Annotated in this window: 16 protein-coding genes; 1 reads left to right on the top strand and 15 read right to left on the bottom strand. The window is 62.5% G+C overall.

Annotated elements, in window-relative coordinates; translation table 11 throughout:
* The 11 genes from G559_RS0119035 to G559_RS29980 form a co-directional block, all read right to left on the bottom strand.
* The gene (locus tag G559_RS0119035) at positions 1 to 1,434 is read right to left on the bottom strand and encodes a CpaF family protein (protein WP_028629773.1); all 1,434 of its coding nucleotides are present in this window, start codon (positions 1,432 to 1,434) and stop codon (positions 1 to 3) included.
* A gap of 3 nt (positions 1,435 to 1,437) precedes the next feature.
* Positions 1,438 to 2,655: an AAA family ATPase gene (locus G559_RS0119030; protein WP_028629772.1), complete on the bottom strand. Its 1,218-nt coding sequence runs from the start codon at positions 2,653 to 2,655 to the stop codon at positions 1,438 to 1,440.
* Complete coding sequence (locus G559_RS0119025; RefSeq protein WP_028629771.1) at positions 2,649 to 3,140, bottom strand: TadE/TadG family type IV pilus assembly protein; 492 nt, start codon at positions 3,138 to 3,140, stop codon at positions 2,649 to 2,651. Before G559_RS0119025 ends, G559_RS0119030 begins: the two co-directional genes overlap by 7 nt.
* Positions 3,140 to 3,616 carry a TadE/TadG family type IV pilus assembly protein gene (locus tag G559_RS0119020; protein WP_028629770.1) on the bottom strand — a complete coding sequence of 159 codons (477 nt, stop codon included), beginning with the start codon at positions 3,614 to 3,616 and terminating at the stop codon, positions 3,140 to 3,142. Before G559_RS0119020 ends, G559_RS0119025 begins: the two co-directional genes overlap by 1 nt.
* An 8-nt stretch (positions 3,617 to 3,624) precedes the next feature.
* Positions 3,625 to 4,962 carry a TadE/TadG family type IV pilus assembly protein gene (locus tag G559_RS0119015; protein ID WP_036997580.1) on the bottom strand — a complete coding sequence of 446 codons (1,338 nt, stop codon included), beginning with the start codon at positions 4,960 to 4,962 and terminating at the stop codon, positions 3,625 to 3,627.
* A gap of 10 nt (positions 4,963 to 4,972) precedes the next feature.
* The gene (locus tag G559_RS0119010; protein ID WP_028629768.1) at positions 4,973 to 5,245 is read right to left on the bottom strand and encodes a hypothetical protein; all 273 of its coding nucleotides are present in this window, start codon (positions 5,243 to 5,245) and stop codon (positions 4,973 to 4,975) included.
* Between the two features lie 14 nt (positions 5,246 to 5,259).
* Positions 5,260 to 6,762 (bottom strand): type II and III secretion system protein family protein, encoded by a 1,503-nt coding sequence (locus tag G559_RS0119005; protein WP_028629767.1) that lies wholly within the window; start codon positions 6,760 to 6,762, stop codon positions 5,260 to 5,262.
* Positions 6,763 to 6,828: 66 nt separating this feature from the next.
* Positions 6,829 to 7,644, bottom strand: coding sequence for a Flp pilus assembly protein CpaB (gene cpaB, locus G559_RS0119000; RefSeq protein ID WP_028629766.1), 816 nt, complete (start codon positions 7,642 to 7,644; stop codon positions 6,829 to 6,831).
* A gap of 12 nt (positions 7,645 to 7,656) precedes the next feature.
* Positions 7,657 to 8,976, bottom strand: a complete 1,320-nt coding sequence (locus G559_RS0118995) for a P-loop NTPase family protein (protein ID WP_028629765.1) — start codon at positions 8,974 to 8,976, stop codon at positions 7,657 to 7,659.
* A gap of 15 nt (positions 8,977 to 8,991) precedes the next feature.
* The gene (locus G559_RS0118990) at positions 8,992 to 9,513 is read right to left on the bottom strand and encodes an A24 family peptidase (protein WP_028629764.1); all 522 of its coding nucleotides are present in this window, start codon (positions 9,511 to 9,513) and stop codon (positions 8,992 to 8,994) included.
* A 29-nt stretch (positions 9,514 to 9,542) separates the two neighbouring features.
* Positions 9,543 to 9,743 (bottom strand): Flp family type IVb pilin, encoded by a 201-nt coding sequence (locus G559_RS29980; protein WP_081668115.1) that lies wholly within the window; start codon positions 9,741 to 9,743, stop codon positions 9,543 to 9,545.
* Positions 9,744 to 10,123: 380 nt separating this feature from the next.
* On the opposite strand from G559_RS29980, the gene G559_RS0118985 reads away from it, so the two are divergent.
* A complete protein-coding gene (locus tag G559_RS0118985; RefSeq protein WP_028629763.1) occupies positions 10,124 to 10,981 on the top strand; it encodes a helix-turn-helix domain-containing protein in 858 nt (285 codons plus the stop codon).
* Between the two features lie 3 nt (positions 10,982 to 10,984).
* Here the strand turns inward: G559_RS0118985 and ligA are convergent, their stop codons facing one another.
* The 4 genes from ligA to G559_RS0118965 all read right to left on the bottom strand — a co-directional run bounded on the left by ligA (position 10,985) and on the right by G559_RS0118965 (position 18,636).
* A complete protein-coding gene (gene ligA / locus G559_RS0118980) occupies positions 10,985 to 13,360 on the bottom strand; it encodes an NAD-dependent DNA ligase LigA (protein WP_028629762.1) in 2,376 nt (791 codons plus the stop codon).
* A gap of 68 nt (positions 13,361 to 13,428) precedes the next feature.
* Entirely contained in the window at positions 13,429 to 14,244 is an 816-nt protein-coding gene (zipA, locus tag G559_RS0118975) for a cell division protein ZipA (RefSeq protein WP_028629761.1), read from the bottom strand.
* Between the two features lie 230 nt (positions 14,245 to 14,474).
* A complete protein-coding gene (gene smc / locus G559_RS0118970) occupies positions 14,475 to 17,963 on the bottom strand; it encodes a chromosome segregation protein SMC (RefSeq protein ID WP_028629760.1) in 3,489 nt (1,162 codons plus the stop codon).
* 13 nt (positions 17,964 to 17,976) lie between these two features.
* Positions 17,977 to 18,636, bottom strand: coding sequence for a GntR family transcriptional regulator (locus tag G559_RS0118965; protein WP_028629759.1), 660 nt, complete (start codon positions 18,634 to 18,636; stop codon positions 17,977 to 17,979).
* Positions 18,637 to 18,711 lie beyond the last annotated feature (75 nt).

Here is an 18,711-nt window from a genome sequence, read left to right as displayed (position 1 = left end):
CTAGGCCTCCATCCATTCGGGGCGGAACAGATTCAACGGCAACTCGATGCCGCGCTTGGCCAGCACATCGCGGAACGCAGGAACCATGCCGGTTGGCCGGAAGTCCCCCAGCACCTCGCCATGCTCGCCCATGCCGCGGCGATCGAAACCGAAGATCTCGGTCATGGTGATGATCTCGCCTTCCATACCGTTGATTTCCTGCACGCTGACCAGACGTCGCCGACCATCCTCCTGTCGTTCCAGCTGGATCACGACATCGATAGCCGAGGCTATCTGCTGGCGCATGGCCTTGATCGGGAAGGTGGCACCGGTCATGGACACCATGTTCTCGATCCGCCCCAGTGCATCGCGAGCGGTATTCGCGTGAATGGTGGTGATCGAGCCGTCGTGCCCGGTGTTCATTGCAGTGAGCATGTCCAGGGCCTCGGCGCCACGAACCTCGCCGATGACGATCCGGTCCGGGCGCATGCGCAGGCTGTTGCGTACCAACTCGCGTTGACTCACCTCGCCGCGCCCTTCGATGTTCGACGGGCGGGTTTCCAGGCGCACCACATGGGGTTGTTGCAGTTGCAACTCCGCCGAGTCTTCGATGGTGACAATCCGCTCGTTGTGCGGAATGAAGCTGGACAACACGTTGAGCATGGTGGTCTTGCCGGTACCGGTGCCTCCGGACACCAGTACATTCAGGCGCCCGCGCACTATGGCCTTGAGCACCAGAGCAATGGCCGGGGTCAGCGTGCCCATCTGGATCAGGCTCTCGGTGTTGAGCAGGTCCACGGCGAACCGGCGGATCGACATGCTTGGCCCATCGATGGCCAGCGGCGGGATAATGGCATTGACCCGGGAACCATCCTTCAAGCGCGCATCCACCAGTGGCGATGACTCATCGATACGCCGCCCCAGGCTGGAGACGATGCGGTCGATGATGTTCAACAGATGCTGGTCATCACGGAAACGCACGTCGGTACGCTGCAACTTGCCATGGCGCTCGATATATACCGAAGCATGTCCATTGACCAGGATGTCGGACACGCTGTGGTCGGCCAGCAAGGGCTCCAGCGGCCCGAGACCGAGCACCTCATCGGTGATCTGCTTGATGATCAGTTGACGGCAGTTGGAACTCACCGGGGCCGAGTGCTCATCCAGCAGACGCAGGCAAATTTCGCGAATCTGCCGCGCCGCCTCTGCCGGTTCAAGGGAGTCCAGCAGGGACAGGTCCATGACCTTGAGCAACTGCTGGTAGATCCTCTCCCTCCACTCGGCTTCCACCGGGTTGAGCTGGGTCTTGGTCTCGTACACTGCATCAGGCGCACTGATTTCCCAAGCCATCAGCGCACTGGTGCCCTCCAGACCCTCTTCATTTACGTCCTGCTGGGCACTATCGGCTTTCTTGGCAGCCGGCTGGCGCAGGCGATTGCGAAATTCGCTGAGCATGGTCTATCCCCCGAACAGTCGGCTGAAGGTACGTTTCAGCAGGCCTTGCCTGGCCGCCTCGGTGCCGAGCAGTTCCTGGCTGAGTTCGCGGATGGCGAGGCTCACCGGCGCCCGCGGCGCATGGAGCACCAGGGGCACTCCGGTGTTCTGGCTCTCGCTGACCACGGCATAGTCGTTGGGCAACTTCTGCAGCTCCGAACAGCGCAGCGTTTCGGCAATATCCTTGAGCGACACAGGCGCGGTCTTGTTGTAGCGATTGACCACCACCTGCAAGCGGTTGCCCTGCACCCCGAGATCGTCACGCAGGATACGTACCAGGCGATTGGCATCTTTCAGATGGCTCAGGCTTTGCTGCACCACGATGTATACCCGGTCGGCCTGCTCCAGGGTGACGCCGGTGATATGGTCGATCTGCCGCGGCAGGTCCACCACCACCCAGTCGTAGGTGTTACGGGCCAGGGCCAGCAGGGTCTCCAGTTGCTCCAGGCGCACATCCTGGTACAGGCAGAGCTCGCTTGTACGCCCACCGAGCACATGCAGGCTGGGGCTGAAGTGGCTGCAGAAACCGCGCAATGCGACGCTGTCCAGCTCGTCGACCTGCTGCAGCACATCCAGGTGGCTGTGCGGGGTCTGCACATCCAGGTAATGGGACACACTGCCGAACTGCAGGTCCAGGTCCAGCAGCAAGGTGCCCTTGCACGCCACACTGAGCTGTTGGGCGAGGTTACAGGCCAGCAGGGTTGCCCCAGAACCGCCCTTGGCATTCATCACGGCGATAAGTTTCCCGCCCGTGGTGCTACCCGTGCGGGCGTCCACCAGCATGCGGCCGAGCGCCGCGCGCAACTCTTCTTCCGCGACGGGTTCTGGCAGGAAGTCTCGGGCGCCAGCCTGCATGGCCAGGCGAATGCCCTCGCGTTCCTCCAGAGGGCCGCAGATCAGCAGCGGCGGACGCTCCTGCGCCGGCCTCTGGAGCAATGCGGCCAACTCCTCGCGCCACAAGTGGCTGACGCGCAGGAGCAGAAAGTCGGGCATCTGCTCTAGGCCATACAAGGGATCCGTATGGCCGTTGGTGACCAGCCGCGTATTGACCAGCAGACCCGATACGCGTTGGCAGCAACCTTGCAAATGTCGCAGCGCCTCGGCGTCACGGCTACTGATCAGCAGCCGCAGCGCCTGCTTGTTCGGATGATTGCCTGCGGAAGACTCTCTTGAGGTCAACATTGTGTATTCCCCTCGACACTTCGCCCGAGGCTTTCCCTGGGCAGGGTTGCCCTGAATACCGGCAGGGTGATCGTTTTCCCCAAGGTGGGAATCAGTAGATAGAAGGTGAAATTCGCCACTTCCAAGTGAACGTAACGTATGGCGCGAAACCCATTGACTCCTGCTTCATCGGCGGGATTTCCAACCAGGGCGCCGTTCTCGTCCAGGTAAGTCAACGTCACGTGACTGCTTTTCAACCCCCCCACCAGTTCGCTGGTCCCATCGCCACCCACCGTGTCGAAGATCGCTCTTTCGAGGATCACCTGTTTGTCGCTGATGTTGCATACCGCCGCCAGGCGGGCGCCGCGACGAACGACCTCATTGAGAGTATTCACGGTGTAGTAGAGTCGCCCCATCTCGAGCACCCCGAACAACAGGATGAACAGCATCAGGCCGATGATGGCGAACTCCACCACATACACCCCGCGCATTCGCCTGGCGTTCATCACAGCGCCCTCATGACGGTGGTGGCGACGAGGGTCAAGCCCAGTGGTACGCCCTTGCCCTTGCCCAGAAAACCAGGAATGCCACTGCCCAGCAGCGGGACAAAGGTATAACTGGTGCTCACCTGGACGTGCTCGGTACCCACCGGCGTGACCTGTACGTTATTGGTCGTCAGCCCCACAACCACGGGCTTGCTGCCCGCGGAGGTTGCAGGCACGCCGTAGACGGCCAGGTTCTTGGTCTGGGTCTCCAGAGCGGTACTCACTTCGACCTTTCCAAGGGTCGAGTTCCATGCCTTGCCAGAGACGTAACGCACGGCATCGCGGTTGGCCTGTAGCAAAGAGTTGTACTGAAACAGCATGCGGCCGAACTCACCGATGGCGAACAGCAGCAGCAGCAGCAGTGGCAGGGTGATGGCGAACTCCACCATGGCCACCCCGCGCTGCCCCTTCACGGCCTTGCATTCCCGACGTCCCATGACGCCCCCTAGGAGTCCTTACTCACTGTGGTAGTGGTGAGGTAGGTTTTGTAGAGCTGAATGATGTTGGGTCCGACATCGTCTGAAGGCGTGGGGCCGGGCACATTGTCCCCCTCGCACTCCTCGACGAACTGGCCGAATATCTGCGCCTGGTTGCCCTGCTGGGCCACCGTCTGCAGCAGAAAGAAGCAACCGAACCCAAGCACCGGCACGGACGTCTGGCCACCCGACGCCCCATTGCAGTTGCCCACGACGATCTTGATCATGCGTCGCTCGAAAACACCGTTGGAATTGCACCCACTGGGGCAGTTGCCGATTGCCTGACGCCAGTCGTTGTAATCCAGCAGGCTGCCGCTGCTGGTAGAAAGGTCCCCGCCGTTCGAGGTTACGACCTGCCCCCCGTATTCCACCCGGGGGGGAGAAGCATTGTCGTTGTAAGTCATATTGGGATTGCTGAAGCTGGTCACCAGGTCCGGTGGATAAGAGCCGGAGCTATTGCCCATCGGCCCGGTGTACTCTCCGAAACGGGTGTTGAGCCCTTGTGCGACCGGGCCCACCGAGTTACCCGGTTCGGTTTCCACGTCCTCGCCCACCTCGTTGCATTGATCGATACCGCCGGCCAGGGCTTCGCGAATATCGTCCGCACCGGTGTTGTCGCCCAGGCGAATCAGCTGGAAGTTGCCGGGACCAATGGCGGGCTCGTTGCCGGCAGCGCTCTTGAGCACCTCCAGGTCACCGAACTGGTAGCCCCAGAAAATGCCATCCTCCGGGTCGTACTGGTTTGGGTTGCCACACACCATGAGAGGCGCAATATCGCAAGGGCTAGTGGGACTGGGGCCGGCCGTGGCAATAGCCGCCACCGCCTTCGTCGGGCTGTTCCCATTACCGAAGGCACCGAGCATTCCCCAGAAAAACCCGGCAAGCGGATAGTTCGGTACCGACACCCTGACGTAGCGCGCATCCGACGGCCCAGGAAAGGCGAAGGGTCCAACGACGCTGTTGGACAATTCCACCACGGCGAATCCGGCATTGCCGGCCATGGCCTTGGCCAGTTCACCATTGCCAGGTGCTGACGCATTCAGATTCAGCGTGGCCAATGCTGCATCCCGTGCCTCGGTGGAGGCATTGCCCGACCCCATGACCTGTTGTAGGGTCTTGGCGCCGCTCAGGGCTGCCGCATCCACCGCGTTCTGCAACCGGGTCTTGTTCAGCAGCATATGGCTGCCGTCCAGCGCCAGCGCGGCCATGAACAGCATGGCCAGCAGGGCTATCGCCACCAACACCAGCACTGCGCCCCGCTGGCGCCCCGGCGGCGAAGAGAAAGGTCTCCAGATTGGCTGGGTCATCGCGATGTCCTCAGTTGCCAATATTGATCTCAATCGGCTGGCCGATCTGTTTCGCGTCGCCTGTCACTCCCCGATAACCGTCCATGGCATTTTCCGTTACCGGGCCGTCCCTGCCGACGGATGACACCTCGGTGCCGGGGTTGGCCGCCCGCTCCTTGTCGGCTATTTGCTGGTAGGTGGTCTGGTAGACGCTGTAGCCCAGGGTCCCGACCCGGCCTTCCTCGTAGCTCATGACGCAACCGCAGGACAGCGCCATCAGGCAGAACGGAATGATCAGTTTCATGGTCATGCCTCCGGTTACTTGAGATCGTGGCCAAACCGGCCTTCGCTGACGCCGAGGCTGACCGGCACAGGCCTTCCCGGCTCGCGGCCCTTGGTCTTGCCCAGCAGGTAGAAGTCCAGGTCGCTTGGCTCGACGAACTTTTCAGTGGGCAGGCGCACTGCCTTGGCGTCGATCGGTTTGGCCAGGTGCGGCGTGACCAGGATCACCAGTTCGGTTTCCCCATTTTGGAATGACTGACTACGGAACAGGTGCCCCAGTACCGGAATGTCGCCCAGGCCTGGGAAGCGGCTGACGAAGTCGCGGGTGTTCTCGCTGATCAGGCCGGCAATGGCGATGGTCTGGCCATTGCCCAGTTCGACGGTGGACTCGGCGCTGCGCTTGGTCAGCGAAGGAATGATCTGGGTGACGCCGTCGCCCAGAATGCTCTCCAGCCCGGTATCCAGCGACAGGGCGTTGGCGTTGGATAGTTCACTCACCGAGACATTGAGATTCAGGTTGATGCGTCCTTCATCCAGTACCACCGGAAGGAACTTCACGCCTACCCCGAACTCCTTGAACTCGATGGTAATGCCATCGTCCTCGGTGATGGGCACCGGAAACTCGCCGCCGGAAATGAACTCTGCCTGTTGGCCACTGAGGGTGGTCAGAGTGGGTTCGGCCAGCACCTTGGCCGAACCATTGTCCTTGGCCGCCTCAAGCACCACGTTGAATAGGAAGTCGTCCGAGAGGAACTGGCCGAAGAAGCCCTTGCCATTGCCCAACAGCGCGGTCGGGTTGACGAATCCGTCCCCGTCGAAGCCTAGGCCCTGGCCGTTATTGAAGCCCCCCGTGGCCCAGTTGCCGCCCATATGCAAGGCGTTGAAGCGTACGTCGAGGGTCTTGAGCAGGTTGCGCTGAATTTCCGCCACCTTGACCTCCAGCATCACCTGCTGGCTGCCGCCGACACTGAGCAGGTTGATCACCTCCAGCGACTGGGCCGGGGCCAGCTTGGCCGCCTCGCCTTCCCCCTGGACCACGCTGGAAGTCTGGGCGGCGTAACTCTTGGCCACTTTCACCGCCGTGTCCATGACCGCAGCGCTGCTGACCTGGCCACGCAGCACCAGTGAGCCCTGGGAACTGAACACCTCTATGCGCTCGTTGGGCATCAGTTGGTGCAGCTTTTCCTTGACGCCGCCGAGGTCATGCACCACGTCCAGGTCGAGGCTGTCGATCAGGCGGTTGCTGTTGTCCCAAAGCAGCACGTTGGTGCTGCCCAAGGAACGCCCCAGCAGGTAGAGCTGGGTCGGGCTGGTCATGAGCAGGTCGGCCACCTCGGGATTGCCCACCGAGATGCGCTTCACCGGCGCCCGGGTGGTGAGGATGCGTGCCTTGTAGATAGGCACCTGGATGCGACCTGTGTTGCCGAGCTGCATGGGCTGCGCCGTCACCGCTGGCTGCGCGGCCTCCAGGGGTACAGGTTGCAGAGTCCAGGCCAGCAGGAGCAGCGCCAGGAATCCAAGCTTCCGAATTCTATGCATAACCCTCTCCTCGTCTCGCTGGTCACTGACTGCCCCACCCCTTTGCCGGATGGCAAAAGGAATGGCCTAGAGTTGAGCCTTCGCCACCTTCACTTCGGTGCCACGGATGATGATCACGCCGTAGCCATCATCGCTGCGACGCACTATCGGCCTGGGTTTAACCGGTGCCAGGGGTACGGGAGCTGCCGCCTTCGGCGCACCAGCCAGCTTGGGCTCGGGTTTCTTCTGGTCGTCCAGCGGGTTGCGCAGGGCCAGTTGCAGGCGGCCTTCGGTCATGGCCTTGACCAGGATTTCGGCCTGCCTGGGGCTCATTTCCAGGGTCACGGCACGCACGACCACAGGCTGGGTCTTGTCGGTGCTGGCGGTCTGGTCCACGGCCAGCACGCGCAGGTCTTCGAGAATGGTCTTGGATTCGGCGTCGGTACCGTTGCCGCCTACTTTCTTGGTGGCCAGCACATCGACCCGGTTGCCCGGTAGCAGGAAGCCGCCCACGCCCACCACGTCGTCCACCCGCACCGATACCGCGCGCTTGTCCGACTCAATCAACGAAGCCAGGGTGCTGCCACCCAGGTGCTCGGCTACCCGCGCTTCACGCAGGATGTCGCCGCGCAGCATGGCAAAGGTGGCGATCTTTCCCACCACCTTTTCGGTGGCATCGAAGGCGTCGTCCGGAACCGTGCCCTTGGGCATGCGCACCAGGGTAACCTGCTGGGCCTCGATCATCTGGCCGAAGGGAATCTCCACCGTGGCGACCACCACAGACTGCAGGTTGTCGTCCGGGCTGGCATTGAGCCGGGCGCTCAGCCAGTTGTTGGCCATCCAGGCGGCGCCCAGGCCGAGAATCAGCGACAGGGCAATCAGGGTGAGAGTACGAGCACTCATGTCGGCGTCTCCTTATCCAAGGCTTTCGAGCTGGACGAAATAGTTGTGCCAGGCCCACTCCAGGTCGCGGGGCGACAGGGGGCCCGATTCGCCCAGGTAGCGCTGGCGGTCCTGGGCCATGCCGAGCAGGTCGCGGGGGTGACAGGGCACCAGCGGCATCCCCTGCTCCTCGTAAAGTCCCTGCAGCACATAACGCAGAAGCACCGGGTCATAGACGATGCCCAGACGCTCGGTCTCCTGGCGCCAGATGCGCTCGAACTCTTCCGGATGCAGGTAAGTGAAATTCAGCTTGTAGCCAATGCGCCGGAGAAAGGCCTCGTCGGCCAGTTCCAGCGGATTGAGGTTGGTGGAGAACACCAGGATCAGATCGAAGGGCAGTTCGCAGTGGCGCCCGCCGCCCAGGTTGAGGAAGTCGCGCTTCTCTTCCATGGGCACGATCCAGCGGTTCAGCAGCTCAGCCGGCGCCATGCGCTGGCGCCCCATATCGTCAATGATGAACACGCCGTTGCTGGCCTTGAGCTGCAACGGGGCCTGGTAGAGGCGGGAGAAGGGATCGTAGCGGATATCCAGCTGTTCCATGCTGAGCTCGCCACCGGTGATCACTATGGGCCGTTTGCAGCATAGCAGGCGGCGGTCGATACCCTGGTCCAGCAGCAATTTGTTCTGCTCGCCTTCGTCCAGGCGCTGGTGGACCTGTGGGTCGTAGATCTCGATCACCGATTCGTTCACGGCAATCGCGTAGGGAACCCAGATGGCTTCGGCGAAGAGGCGGATCAGGCGGCTGCTGATATAGGTCTTGCCGGTACCCGCAGGCCCGTAAATCATGATGGCGCGCCCTGAATTCATGGCCACGCCCAACTGGTCCAGCATGCTGTCCGCCAGAACCACGCCATGGAAGGCGGCGTGCATGTCGCGGGCGGTGATGCGCCCGTGGTGGATGGTCTGCACCTTCAGCAGGGAACGATAGGCGCTGACCGGAAAGGGCGCCGCACCCAGGTAGCCGCTGCGCGAGAGGGCATCGCGCGCCGACCCACGACCACGTTCGGTGAGTCCATAGCGCAAGGCCTGCCCGCCTGCCTGGCCGAGCACCTCGATACGGCCATCCTTGCGCAGGAACGCGAGTATCTCCTCCAGCACGGCGCCGGTCAGCGCCAGGCGCTCCACCAGGCGCGACATGTCCAGCACGCCGGCGTCGTGGAGGTGCTTGCACACCAGGTCGCCCAGAAAGTTCTCCGCCAGGCCTGTCTCGCCGATCGTGCGCGGCTGCGGCGCAAGTCGCTGTACGGCCTCTCGCTCGCTGGGATAAGCATCGCTGTCGGTGATGGCATACATGATGAACTCCCTCGGCTACAGAAGAACGACGAACCACCACAGGCCACTGGCCAAGGTGCCGAGCAGGATCGCAACCGAGTAAGGGAAGGTTTGGCTGGCTACTTCGTCCACTGCGGGAGCGATGTATGCCCGTGCCCGAATCATCAACCCATAGCGAGCAAGGGTCTGTAGCAGCTGGCCACGGGCCAGGACAATCAATAACCCGCAGATTCCCCCGACAACCAGGCAACTGAGCGCAGCTGAAAGCGAGGCATAGGGGGTGAGGAACGCACCGACCATGGCCATCAGCTTGACGTCGCCGGCGGCCATTCCGCCCAGCGCATAAAGCGGGAGAAAAACGGCGAAACCGATCGCCAGCCCCAGCGCTCCATTGCCTAGCCCGGTCAGCCCGTCCGCATAGCTCTGGCCAGCCAGCCCCAGAGCCATGCCCAAGAGCACCAGGAGGTTGGGAATGCGGTGGCGGCGAAGATCGCACGCCACCGCTACGCCCAGCAGCCCGAGCAGTACAACTGCAAGTAATATCTGCTCCGTGGACATTGATGCATCTCCCAACAGCTAAAGAATTGCTAGCAGCCGGTTGTGCCGTTGCCAGCAATACAAGTCGCAAGCCTGTTGATTTCAGTTGTAACGGCAGTTCCCAAACCTGTGAAGGCAATAATTACTGCCCCAGCGACCAAAGAGCCGGCCACGGCATACTCCACGGTTGTAAGACCAGCTTCATCCTTAACGAACTTCACCACCGATTGTTTGATCGCTTCAAAAGTCATTTCGCCCACCTCACTCAGTTGTATCTGCAGTGTCCGGCGGCACTTCTCGCCCCGCCTGAGTCCACCCTAGGTGCCCCAAAAGTGGGGAGTTAGGAGTTTTTTGCGGATCGCTAGGACTTTCTTGCAGCGAATGGGGGGAAATCATGGCGCAAGGCCAGAGTGGCTCTGACCCAGACAGGGCGCGGCTTACAGCCAGGTGACTGGTCGGGTGACGAACGGTCGCGCGGGTGCGGAAGCCGCGAAAAATGGGGCACCCACTTTTGGGTAGAACGGTATTGCAGGAAGCAGGGTCTGCTTATAGGGATTGGTTCTTTGGCGTAATAGCACAGTGACAATACTGCAGCTCGGGAAGCCACAATAAATGGGCGCAGGGTTAGAACATGCAGTCAAACTCCGCCGTAGAACCAGTGCTGCTCTGGCTCGACCTGACTCGTGACAGGTCGACGCCCGCACTCATGTCGCAATTCGGGGGACGCTGCGAATGCCGGCTGGCGGAGGGCCGCGCCGGTGTAGCAAAGGAACAGTTGCGCCAGATCGACATGATCTGCGTGCATTTCGACCGCCCCGATGCAAACGGGCTCAACCTGCTGCTGGAAACCAAGCGCACCTACCCCTCCATCCCTATCACCATGTTCACCGTGCAGCACTCGGAGGAGCTGGCGATCTGGGCAATGCGGGCGCGAGTCTGGGAGTTCGTGGTACTGCCCCTGGCAGTGGAGGAGCAGAATCGCTATCTGGAAAGCCTGCAGCAACTCTGCGAAGTACGCCGAGCCGTCACCAGCCTGGGCCGCAAGCCTGTACTGGAACGCAACCCGCCACTACCGGGCAGCATTCGCCTGACCACCAGCCACCAAAAGCACAAAGCCCTGAGCAAGGTGATGCCCTACATCGAGCAACACTTCCGCGAAAGCGTGGACCAGAAGAAGCTGGCCCAGCAATGCGGCATGACGCCCTTCCGCTTCAGTCGGCTGTTCAAGGAGGTCAACGGCGTCGGCTTCATGGAGTACATCCTTGGCAAGCGCATGGACTTCGCCAAGCACCTGCTGGAGAACAGCCAGATGCCGGTGACCAGCATCGGCTACGAGGCTGGATTCAAGGACCCGTCTTATTTCGCCCGCGCCTTCAAGCAGCTGGCCGGCTGCAGCCCCAGCGACTACCGCCAGAGCGTTCGCACGGCCACGACTATCGACGCATCCGTCTCCGAAGCAGACCAGACGGCGCTGGGCATCGGCGCCTAGGTCTCAGCCCAGCCGCGCCAGTTCGGCGAGGAACTGCTCCTCGTCCAGCACGCGTACGCCCAACTCGTTGGCCTTGGCCAGCTTGGAGCCAGCACCCGGTCCGGCCACCACGCAATGGGTACGTGCCGACACCGAACCCGCCACCTTGGCCCCCAGCGCCTCCAGCTTTTCCTTGGCCACCTCCCGACTCATGACTTCCAGGGTGCCGGTCAACACCCAGGTCTGTCCCGCCAACGGCAGCCCATCCACGGCCTTCTTCTCGCTTTCCCAGTGCATGCCGAAGTCGCGCAACTGGGCTTCGATTGCGCGGGCACGCTGAACGCTCTCCTCCGCCACGAAGAATTCGCGCAGGGCCTGCTTGGCCTTTTCGTTCAGGCCTTTCATCACGCTCAGGTCCAGCCAGTCGCGACTAAGGGCAATCAGGCCATCCAGGTTGCCGGTCTTTTCAGCCAGGTTTTTCGCGCCTGTGGCCGCGATACCGGAAATGTTGAGCTTTTCGATGAAGCCGGCGAAGGTTGCGCAGGCGGCAAACTCCGGACTCAGATCCCCCTCCTCCTGCAACTCGATACCGCGCGCCATCAAGTCGCCAATCACCTTCTCGTTATGAGCATCGGCGAAGAACGCGTGGATTTCGTGGGCGACTTCCAACCCCACGTCAGGCAGGTAGGTGAGCACGTCAGGCAGTGCCCGCTGAATGCGCTCCAGAGAACCCAGGGCGCGAGCCAACAGCTTGGCGGTTTCCTCCCCCACGTCCGGGATACCCAGGGCGTAGACGAAGCGCACCAGGGCGGGCTTGCGGCTGTCGGCAATCGCGCCCAGCAGGTTGCGGGTGGAGAGGTCAGCGAAGCCTTCCAGCTCTACCACCTGTTCGTACTTGAGGGTGTACAGATCAGCCGGCGAGGCGACCAGCCCGGCGTCCACCAACTGCTCGACGATTTTGTCGCCCAGGCCTTCGATGTCCAGGGCGCGGCGCGAGGCAAAGTGGATGATCGCCTGCTTCAACTGGGCACCGCAGGCCAGACGACCGACGCAGCGATAGATCGAGCCTTCACTGGTGGTTTCCTTGCCCTTGGCGCGCTTGACCAGTTGGGTACGTTCGACTGCGGAACCACATACCGGGCATTGCTCGGGAACATGCACGGGGCTCGCATTGGGAGGGCGACGTTCCAGAACGACCTGCATCACCTGCGGAATCACGTCACCAGCCCGGCGGATGATCACGGTATCGCCAATCCTCAGATCCAGGCGCGCGACCTCGTCCATGTTGTGCAGGGTGGCGTTGGAAACGGTGACGCCGGCCACCTGCACCGGCTTGAGGCGAGCGACCGGCGTCACGGCGCCTGTACGACCGACCTGGAACTCCACATCCAGCAGTTCGGTGAGTTCTTCACGGGCCGGGAATTTGTGAGCCAGGGCCCAGCGCGGCTCTCGGGCGCGGAAGCCCAGCTCGCGCTGCCAGGCCAGGTTGTTGAGCTTGTAGACCACGCCATCGATTTCGTAGGCGAGATTGTCGCGGCGCTCGCCGATATCGCGGTAATAGGCCAGGCAGCCCTGGGCACCCGTGACCAGTTTCAGCTCACGGCTGATGGGCAGGCCCCAGCCCTTGAGCGCCTGGAGTATGGCGAACTGGTTATCTGGCAGCTCGCCCTCCACCCGACCGAAACCATAGGTACAGAACTCGAGCGGGCGACTGGCGGTGATCTTCGAGTCCAGCTGACGCAGACTCCCTGCGGCGGCATTTCGCGGATTGGCGAAGGTCTTGGCGCCGAGCTCCAGGTTGCGGGCATTGAGCGCCTCGAAGCCGGCCTTGGACATGAAGACCTCACCCCGCACCTCCAGCACGGCGGGCCAACCCTCGCCCTGCAACTTCAGCGGCACATTGCGGATGGTGCGCACATTGCTGCTGATATCCTCGCCCGTGGTGCCGTCGCCGCGAGTCGCCCCGCGCACCAGCAAGCCGTTCTCGTACAGCAGGCTCACGGCCAGGCCGTCCAGCTTGGGCTCACAGGTGTATTCCACTTCCGGGCCACTACCGAACAGGTCGCCGCCTGGAAGCAACTCACCCAGCCCTTCGCGCACCCGCCGATCGAAGTCCAGCAGGTCCTGCTCCTCGAAGGCGTTCCCCAAGCTGAGCATGGGCACTTCGTGGCGCACCTCGCCGAAGGCCGACAGGGCCGCACCGCTGACCCGCTGGGTCGGCGATTCCGGGGTCACCAGTTCAGGGTGCTCCGCCTCCAGGGCCTGCAGCTCACGAAACAGGCGGTCGTACTCGGCGTCCGGCACGCTGGGCTCATCCAGCACGTAGTAACGGTAGTTGTGCGCATCCAGCTCGGCGCGCAGCGCGTAGATGCGTTCGGCGGCAGTTTGGGCATCGATCATGGTTCAGGCTCGTTCTCTTGAAACAAAAAGAGCAGCCGGGGCTGCTCTTTCGTTGACTGCGCGCTGGATCAGCGCTTATGGGTCAGGTGCTTGCGCTCGAATTCGACGATGCGCTGGCGGTAGTGCTCGATGGTCTGGGCAGTCATCACGCTGCGCTGATCATCCTTCAGCTCGCCGTTCAGCTCCTGGGACAGCTTACGGGCGGCGGCAACCATCACGTCGAAGGCTTGCTTCGGATGGCGTGGGCCCGGCAGACCGAGGAAGAAACTCACAGCGCGCGTGCTGAAGTGGTCGATGTCGTCCAGGTCAAAGGTGCCGGGCTTGACACCGTTGGCCATGGAAAACAGCACTTCGCCATTACCGGCCATGCTTTCGTGGCGATGGAAGATGTCCATGGCACCGAAGCGCAGACCGCTTTCCAGGATGTTCTGCAGCAGAGCCGGTCCCTTGAAGCCGGCTTCGTCGCGTGCAACGACGTTGATCACCAGGACTTCCTCAACCGGAACTTCCGGGGTCTGCAGCTGCGGATGGGGCTTGCCGTTCTTTTTCCCTTCATCAACCGGGTTGAGCAGGGTCGGTACCGGCTCATCGAGGTTCAGATCGCCCTGTTGCGGCTCGCCGCGACGCTTGCCGGCTTCGCGGGCGCTCAGGGAAGGCAGGTCTTCCTCGTCCAGAGACGGCTCCTGATGAGCACGATCCTTGACCCGCGCCGGGCCAAGCAGGTTCGGATCGTCTTCATCGCCCGGGGCATTGGAAAAACTGCGATCCAGTCTGAATTTGAGTTTCCCCTTGCCGCCACTCATGCGGCGCCAGCCATCGAACAGAATGCCGGCGATTACGATGATGCCAATGACAATCAGCCACTCGCGCAGACCGATATCCATGTAGTCCTGTGTCCCCTAGTGAAAATGCAAACAATGGTGAAGAAAGGACATCCCGTCCCCTGAAACGTGGCGCCCAACTCCATGTTCTGAATGGCGTTTTCCACGTGCGACAAAATTGGGCATAAAGCTAGCACGACCAGCCCAGCAGAGAAACCTCTGATAGAGGCTTACACCGATGCCAACGCGAATTTGATCTCCAGACCCACCTGGAGTTCGCATTCGACTGGCTACTAGGCCTCAACCATCGACATCGCCTCCTCGACATCCACCGCTACCAGGCGCGAGCATCCGGGCTCGTGCATGGTTACGCCCATCAACTGGTCAGCCATTTCCATGGCGATCTTGTTGTGGGTGATGTAGATGAACTGCACCTTCTCGGACATTTCCTTCACCAGACGCGCATAACGGCCGACGTTGGCGTCGTCCAGTGGCGCATCCACCTCGTCCAGCATGCAGAACGGCGCCGGATTGAGCTGGAAGATCGCGAAGACCAGGGCCAACGCGGTGAGCGCCTTCTCACCACCGGACAGCAGGTGAATCGTGCTGTTCTTCTTACCCGGCGGCCGCGCCATGATGGCCACACCGGTGTCCAGCAGGTCTTCGCCTGTCAGTTCAAGATAAGCATGGCCACCACCGAACACTTTCGGGAACAGCGCCTGCAGACCGGCGTTGATCTGGTCGAAGGTTTCCTTGAAGCGATTGCGGGTTTCCTTGTCGATCTTGCGGATGACGTTTTCCAGCGTCTCCAGGGCTTCCACAAGGTCGTCATTCTGCGCGTCCAGATAGCGCTTGCGCTCGGACTGCTGCTGGTACTCGTCGATGGCCGCGAGGTTGATCGGTCCGAGGCGCTGGATGCGCGCCGCCAGTCGCTCGAGCTCCTCTTCCCAGGCACTTTCGCTGGCTTCAGCTGGAAGCGTGGCGAGCACTCCGTGCAGATCGTAGCCGTCTTCATGCAGTTGATCCTGCAGCGTCTTGCGACGAACCGTGAGGGCCTGCCATTCCAGACGCTGTTGCTCCAGTTGGCCACGCAGCAATTGCGCCTGCTGCTCGGCCTGGGTGCGGCGTTTTTCGGCGTCGCGCAGTTCACGGTCGGCATCTTCAAGCGCCAGCCTTGCCAGCTTGAGCTCTTCCTCTACACCCAGGCGCTTATCCAGCAACTCCTCCAGCTTCAGGCGCAGCTCCTCCAACGGCGCAGCGCCCTCCTCCAGGTTCAGGCTGAGCTGTTCGCGCCGCTCGTTGAGGCGCTCGAACTGCAACGACAGGCGTTCCAGAGCCTGACGCGTCGAATCATGCTGCGCTCGCAGCGAGCCGACGCGCACGGCCAGTTGGTGGGCATGGTCCTTGTGCTGGCGAGCCTCCTGGCGAATCCGGTCGAGACGCTCGCGCAAGCTGTCGCGCTCGGCGAGCAGTTTTTCGCGCTGCTCGGTGTCGCTGGCCATCGCGTCCAGGGCGTCCTGCAGGGTCAGGCGCGCCTCGCCCAACTGCTCGAGCTCGAGGGCACGCTGCTCGTCCAACTCTCGGACTTCGTCTTCCAGGCGACGACGACGCAAGGTCAGTTGTTCCACTTTCGCCTGCTGGGCGGACAGGCGAGCCTTCAGTTCGCCCAGGCTGCGCGACTCTTCCTGCAACAGACGACGTTGCTGCTCGCGGGACTCCTCCTGCTGACGCTGGCTGTCGCGCAGCTGGTGCAGGCGTTCTTCCAGCTTCTCCAGGGCGGCTTCGCGCTCCTCGCGTTCGGCATGCAGACGTTCCAGCTCCTGACCACGGGCCAGCAGGCCGCTCTCCGCTTCGCTGGCGCGGCGAACCCGCAGGAAGTTGCGACCGACCCAGTAACCGTCACGGCTGATCAGGCTTTCGCCCTCGCCGAGTATGCCGCGCTGGGCCAAGGCCTGATCCAGGTTCTCCACCGGCAGGACCTTGGCCAGCCAGGGCGCCAGATCAATGGGCGCCTCTACCTTCTCCAACAGACTGCCGGGGGCTCGCGCCCCGCCCCTGCCGGCGCTGGCCAGGCGCAGCTCACCCTGGCTGAAGCCGGATAGATCGAGGCCGGTGAATTCCTCCAGTAATACGGCTTGCAGATCGGCGCCGAGCACGGTTTCCACCGCCAGCTCCCAGCCCTGCTCCACCCGCAGGCCTTCGGCCAGACGCGGACGTTCGGACAGCTGCTGTTCACGAAGCCATTCGGCAGCGCCCTTGCCAGGGTTCAGTGCGGCCTGTTGCAGGGCTTCCAGCGAAACGATACGTCCATTCAGCCGCTGCAGCTCGCCCTGGGCCTGCTGCTGGGCCTGATTGGCCTGCTGCAATTCTTCACGCAGCTCGTCCAGGCGTTCCGCCAGGCCTTGCTCGGCGACCTGGAGTTCTTCCAGGCGCATTTCGCCTACCGCGAGTTCCTCGCTCAGCTCCAGCACCGCCGCATCTTCCGGATCAGCGGCCAATTGAGCGCGCTCATCGTTCAGGCGGCGCTCGCGCTCCAGCAGACGCTCCAGGCTCTGCTCCAGCTGCTGGATGCGCGACTGCTGCACCTCAGCCTGGCGACGCGGTTCGGCGCTTCGCTGGTTGAAACCATCCCACTGTTCCTGCCAGGCGTGCATGCCGGTTTCGGCTTCTTCCAACTGGGCGGAGGCTTCTTCCGCAGCGGCGGCGCTCATTTCCTGTTCAGGGCCAAGCATGTCCAGCTCTTCGCTCAGCGTGGCGAGCAAAGTACGGTCGTGGCCCAGGTGGGATTCGGTTTCCTGGCGCGCGCGCTCGGCGTCGCGCAGGTCGTCCTGCAGCTGACGCAGGCGCTGCTGGCCGTGTTGGATGCTCTGCTCCACGCGGGCGATATCGCCACCCACGGAGTAGAAGCGCCCCTGCACCAGATTGAAGCGCTCGGACAGTTCATGATGCCCATCGCGCAGACGCTCGATGCTCGCGTCGGCATTGCGCTGTTCGGCCACCAGGGCCTCGAAGCTGACTTCCTGGTTGCCGATTACCGCCTCGCGCTGGCCGACCTGGTCGTTCAACGCCCGCCATTTCAGGGCGGCGAGCTGGGCCTTGAGCTGACGCTCCTCGGCCTTGTACTCCTGGTACTTCTCGGCGGACTGGGCCTGGCGATGAAGACGCTCCAGCTGGCGCTCCAATTCCTCACGCAGGTCAGTCAGGCGCGCCAGGTTCTCCTGGGTGCGGCGGATGCGGCTCTCGGTCTCGCGGCGGCGCTCCTTGTACTTGGAAATGCCGGCCGCTTCTTCGATGAAGTTGCGCAGGTCCTCAGGCTTGGCCTCGATCAGTTTGGAGATCATCCCCTGCTCGATGATCGAGTAGCTGCGCGGCCCCAGGCCGGTGCCGAGGAAGATATCGGTGATGTCGCGACGGCGGCACTTGGTGCCGTTGAGGAAGTAGGTGTTCTGGCCGTCGCGGCTGACGCGGCGGCGAATGGAAATCTCGGCGAAGGCGGCGTATTCGCCTACCAGGCTGTTGTCGGAGTTGTCGAAGATCAGCTCGATGCTGGCCTGAGCCACCGGCTTGCGGGTGTTGGAGCCGTTGAAGATGACGTCCGTCATCGACTCACCGCGCAGGTTCTTCGCCGAACTCTCACCCATGACCCAGCGAACGGCGTCGATGATGTTCGACTTTCCGCAACCATTGGGGCCGACCACGGCCGCCATGTTGCTGGGGAAGCTGACGGTGGTCGGGTCCACGAAGGACTTGAACCCGGCCAGCTTGATGCACTTCAGCCGCATCGGTGCGCTCCGCTCAACGCTCGGCCAGGGCCGCGAGCACCAGCTCGCAGTTCTGTTTGCCGTAGCCCAGCAGTACTTCGCGAATCTTCGCCTGGTCGCGGCCGATCACGGCCATCAACAGGTCGTCGAAAACCGCACCGAACTGGCTCATCTGGCCTCGGCGGCGCTCCAGGGCGATGTAGTAAGTACGCGCGATGGCCGGCTGCAGGTTGTCCAGGGTCTGCTGCAGGTAAGGGTTATCGGCGAACGGATAGGCCGCCTGCATGATGGCGAAGCTGGAGTCGACGAACGCCAGGATGTCTTCACGCTCGCGCGCTTCTGCCAGGCGCTGCTGAATCGAACGAAATGGCGCGAGATCGTCCTCCCCGCGCCAATGCTCGGCAACGGCGTAACCCAGCAGGATGTAGAGCTCCATCACGAGGGTATAGAGGCTGCGTACATGCTGCTGCGTCAACTCGGACACCTGGGCGCCACGGCGCGGCAGGATGGTGATCAGGTGGCGACGCTCGAGGATCAGCAGCGCCTCGCGCACGGAACCCCGGCTGACATTCATGGCCTGGGTGACTTTCTGTTCCTGGATACGCTCACGCTCTTTAAGCTCGCCGCGGATGATGCGTTCGGCCAAATGGCGGGCAATCTGCTCGGAGAGGCTGTCCGGTGCCTTGAACGTCATGGTTTTCCTTTGAACTGGGGAACATTGTGCGCTGTGCCGGAGCTTTCCCACGCCAAAGCTCCGGCGCTGACAGTA

This window comes from Metapseudomonas resinovorans DSM 21078 (assembly GCF_000423545.1).
GTDB classification, from domain to species: Bacteria; Pseudomonadota; Gammaproteobacteria; order Pseudomonadales; family Pseudomonadaceae; genus Metapseudomonas; species Metapseudomonas resinovorans.
Note: the sequence above shows the minus strand (reverse complement) of the source record. Positions and strands in the feature narration are given on the sequence as shown.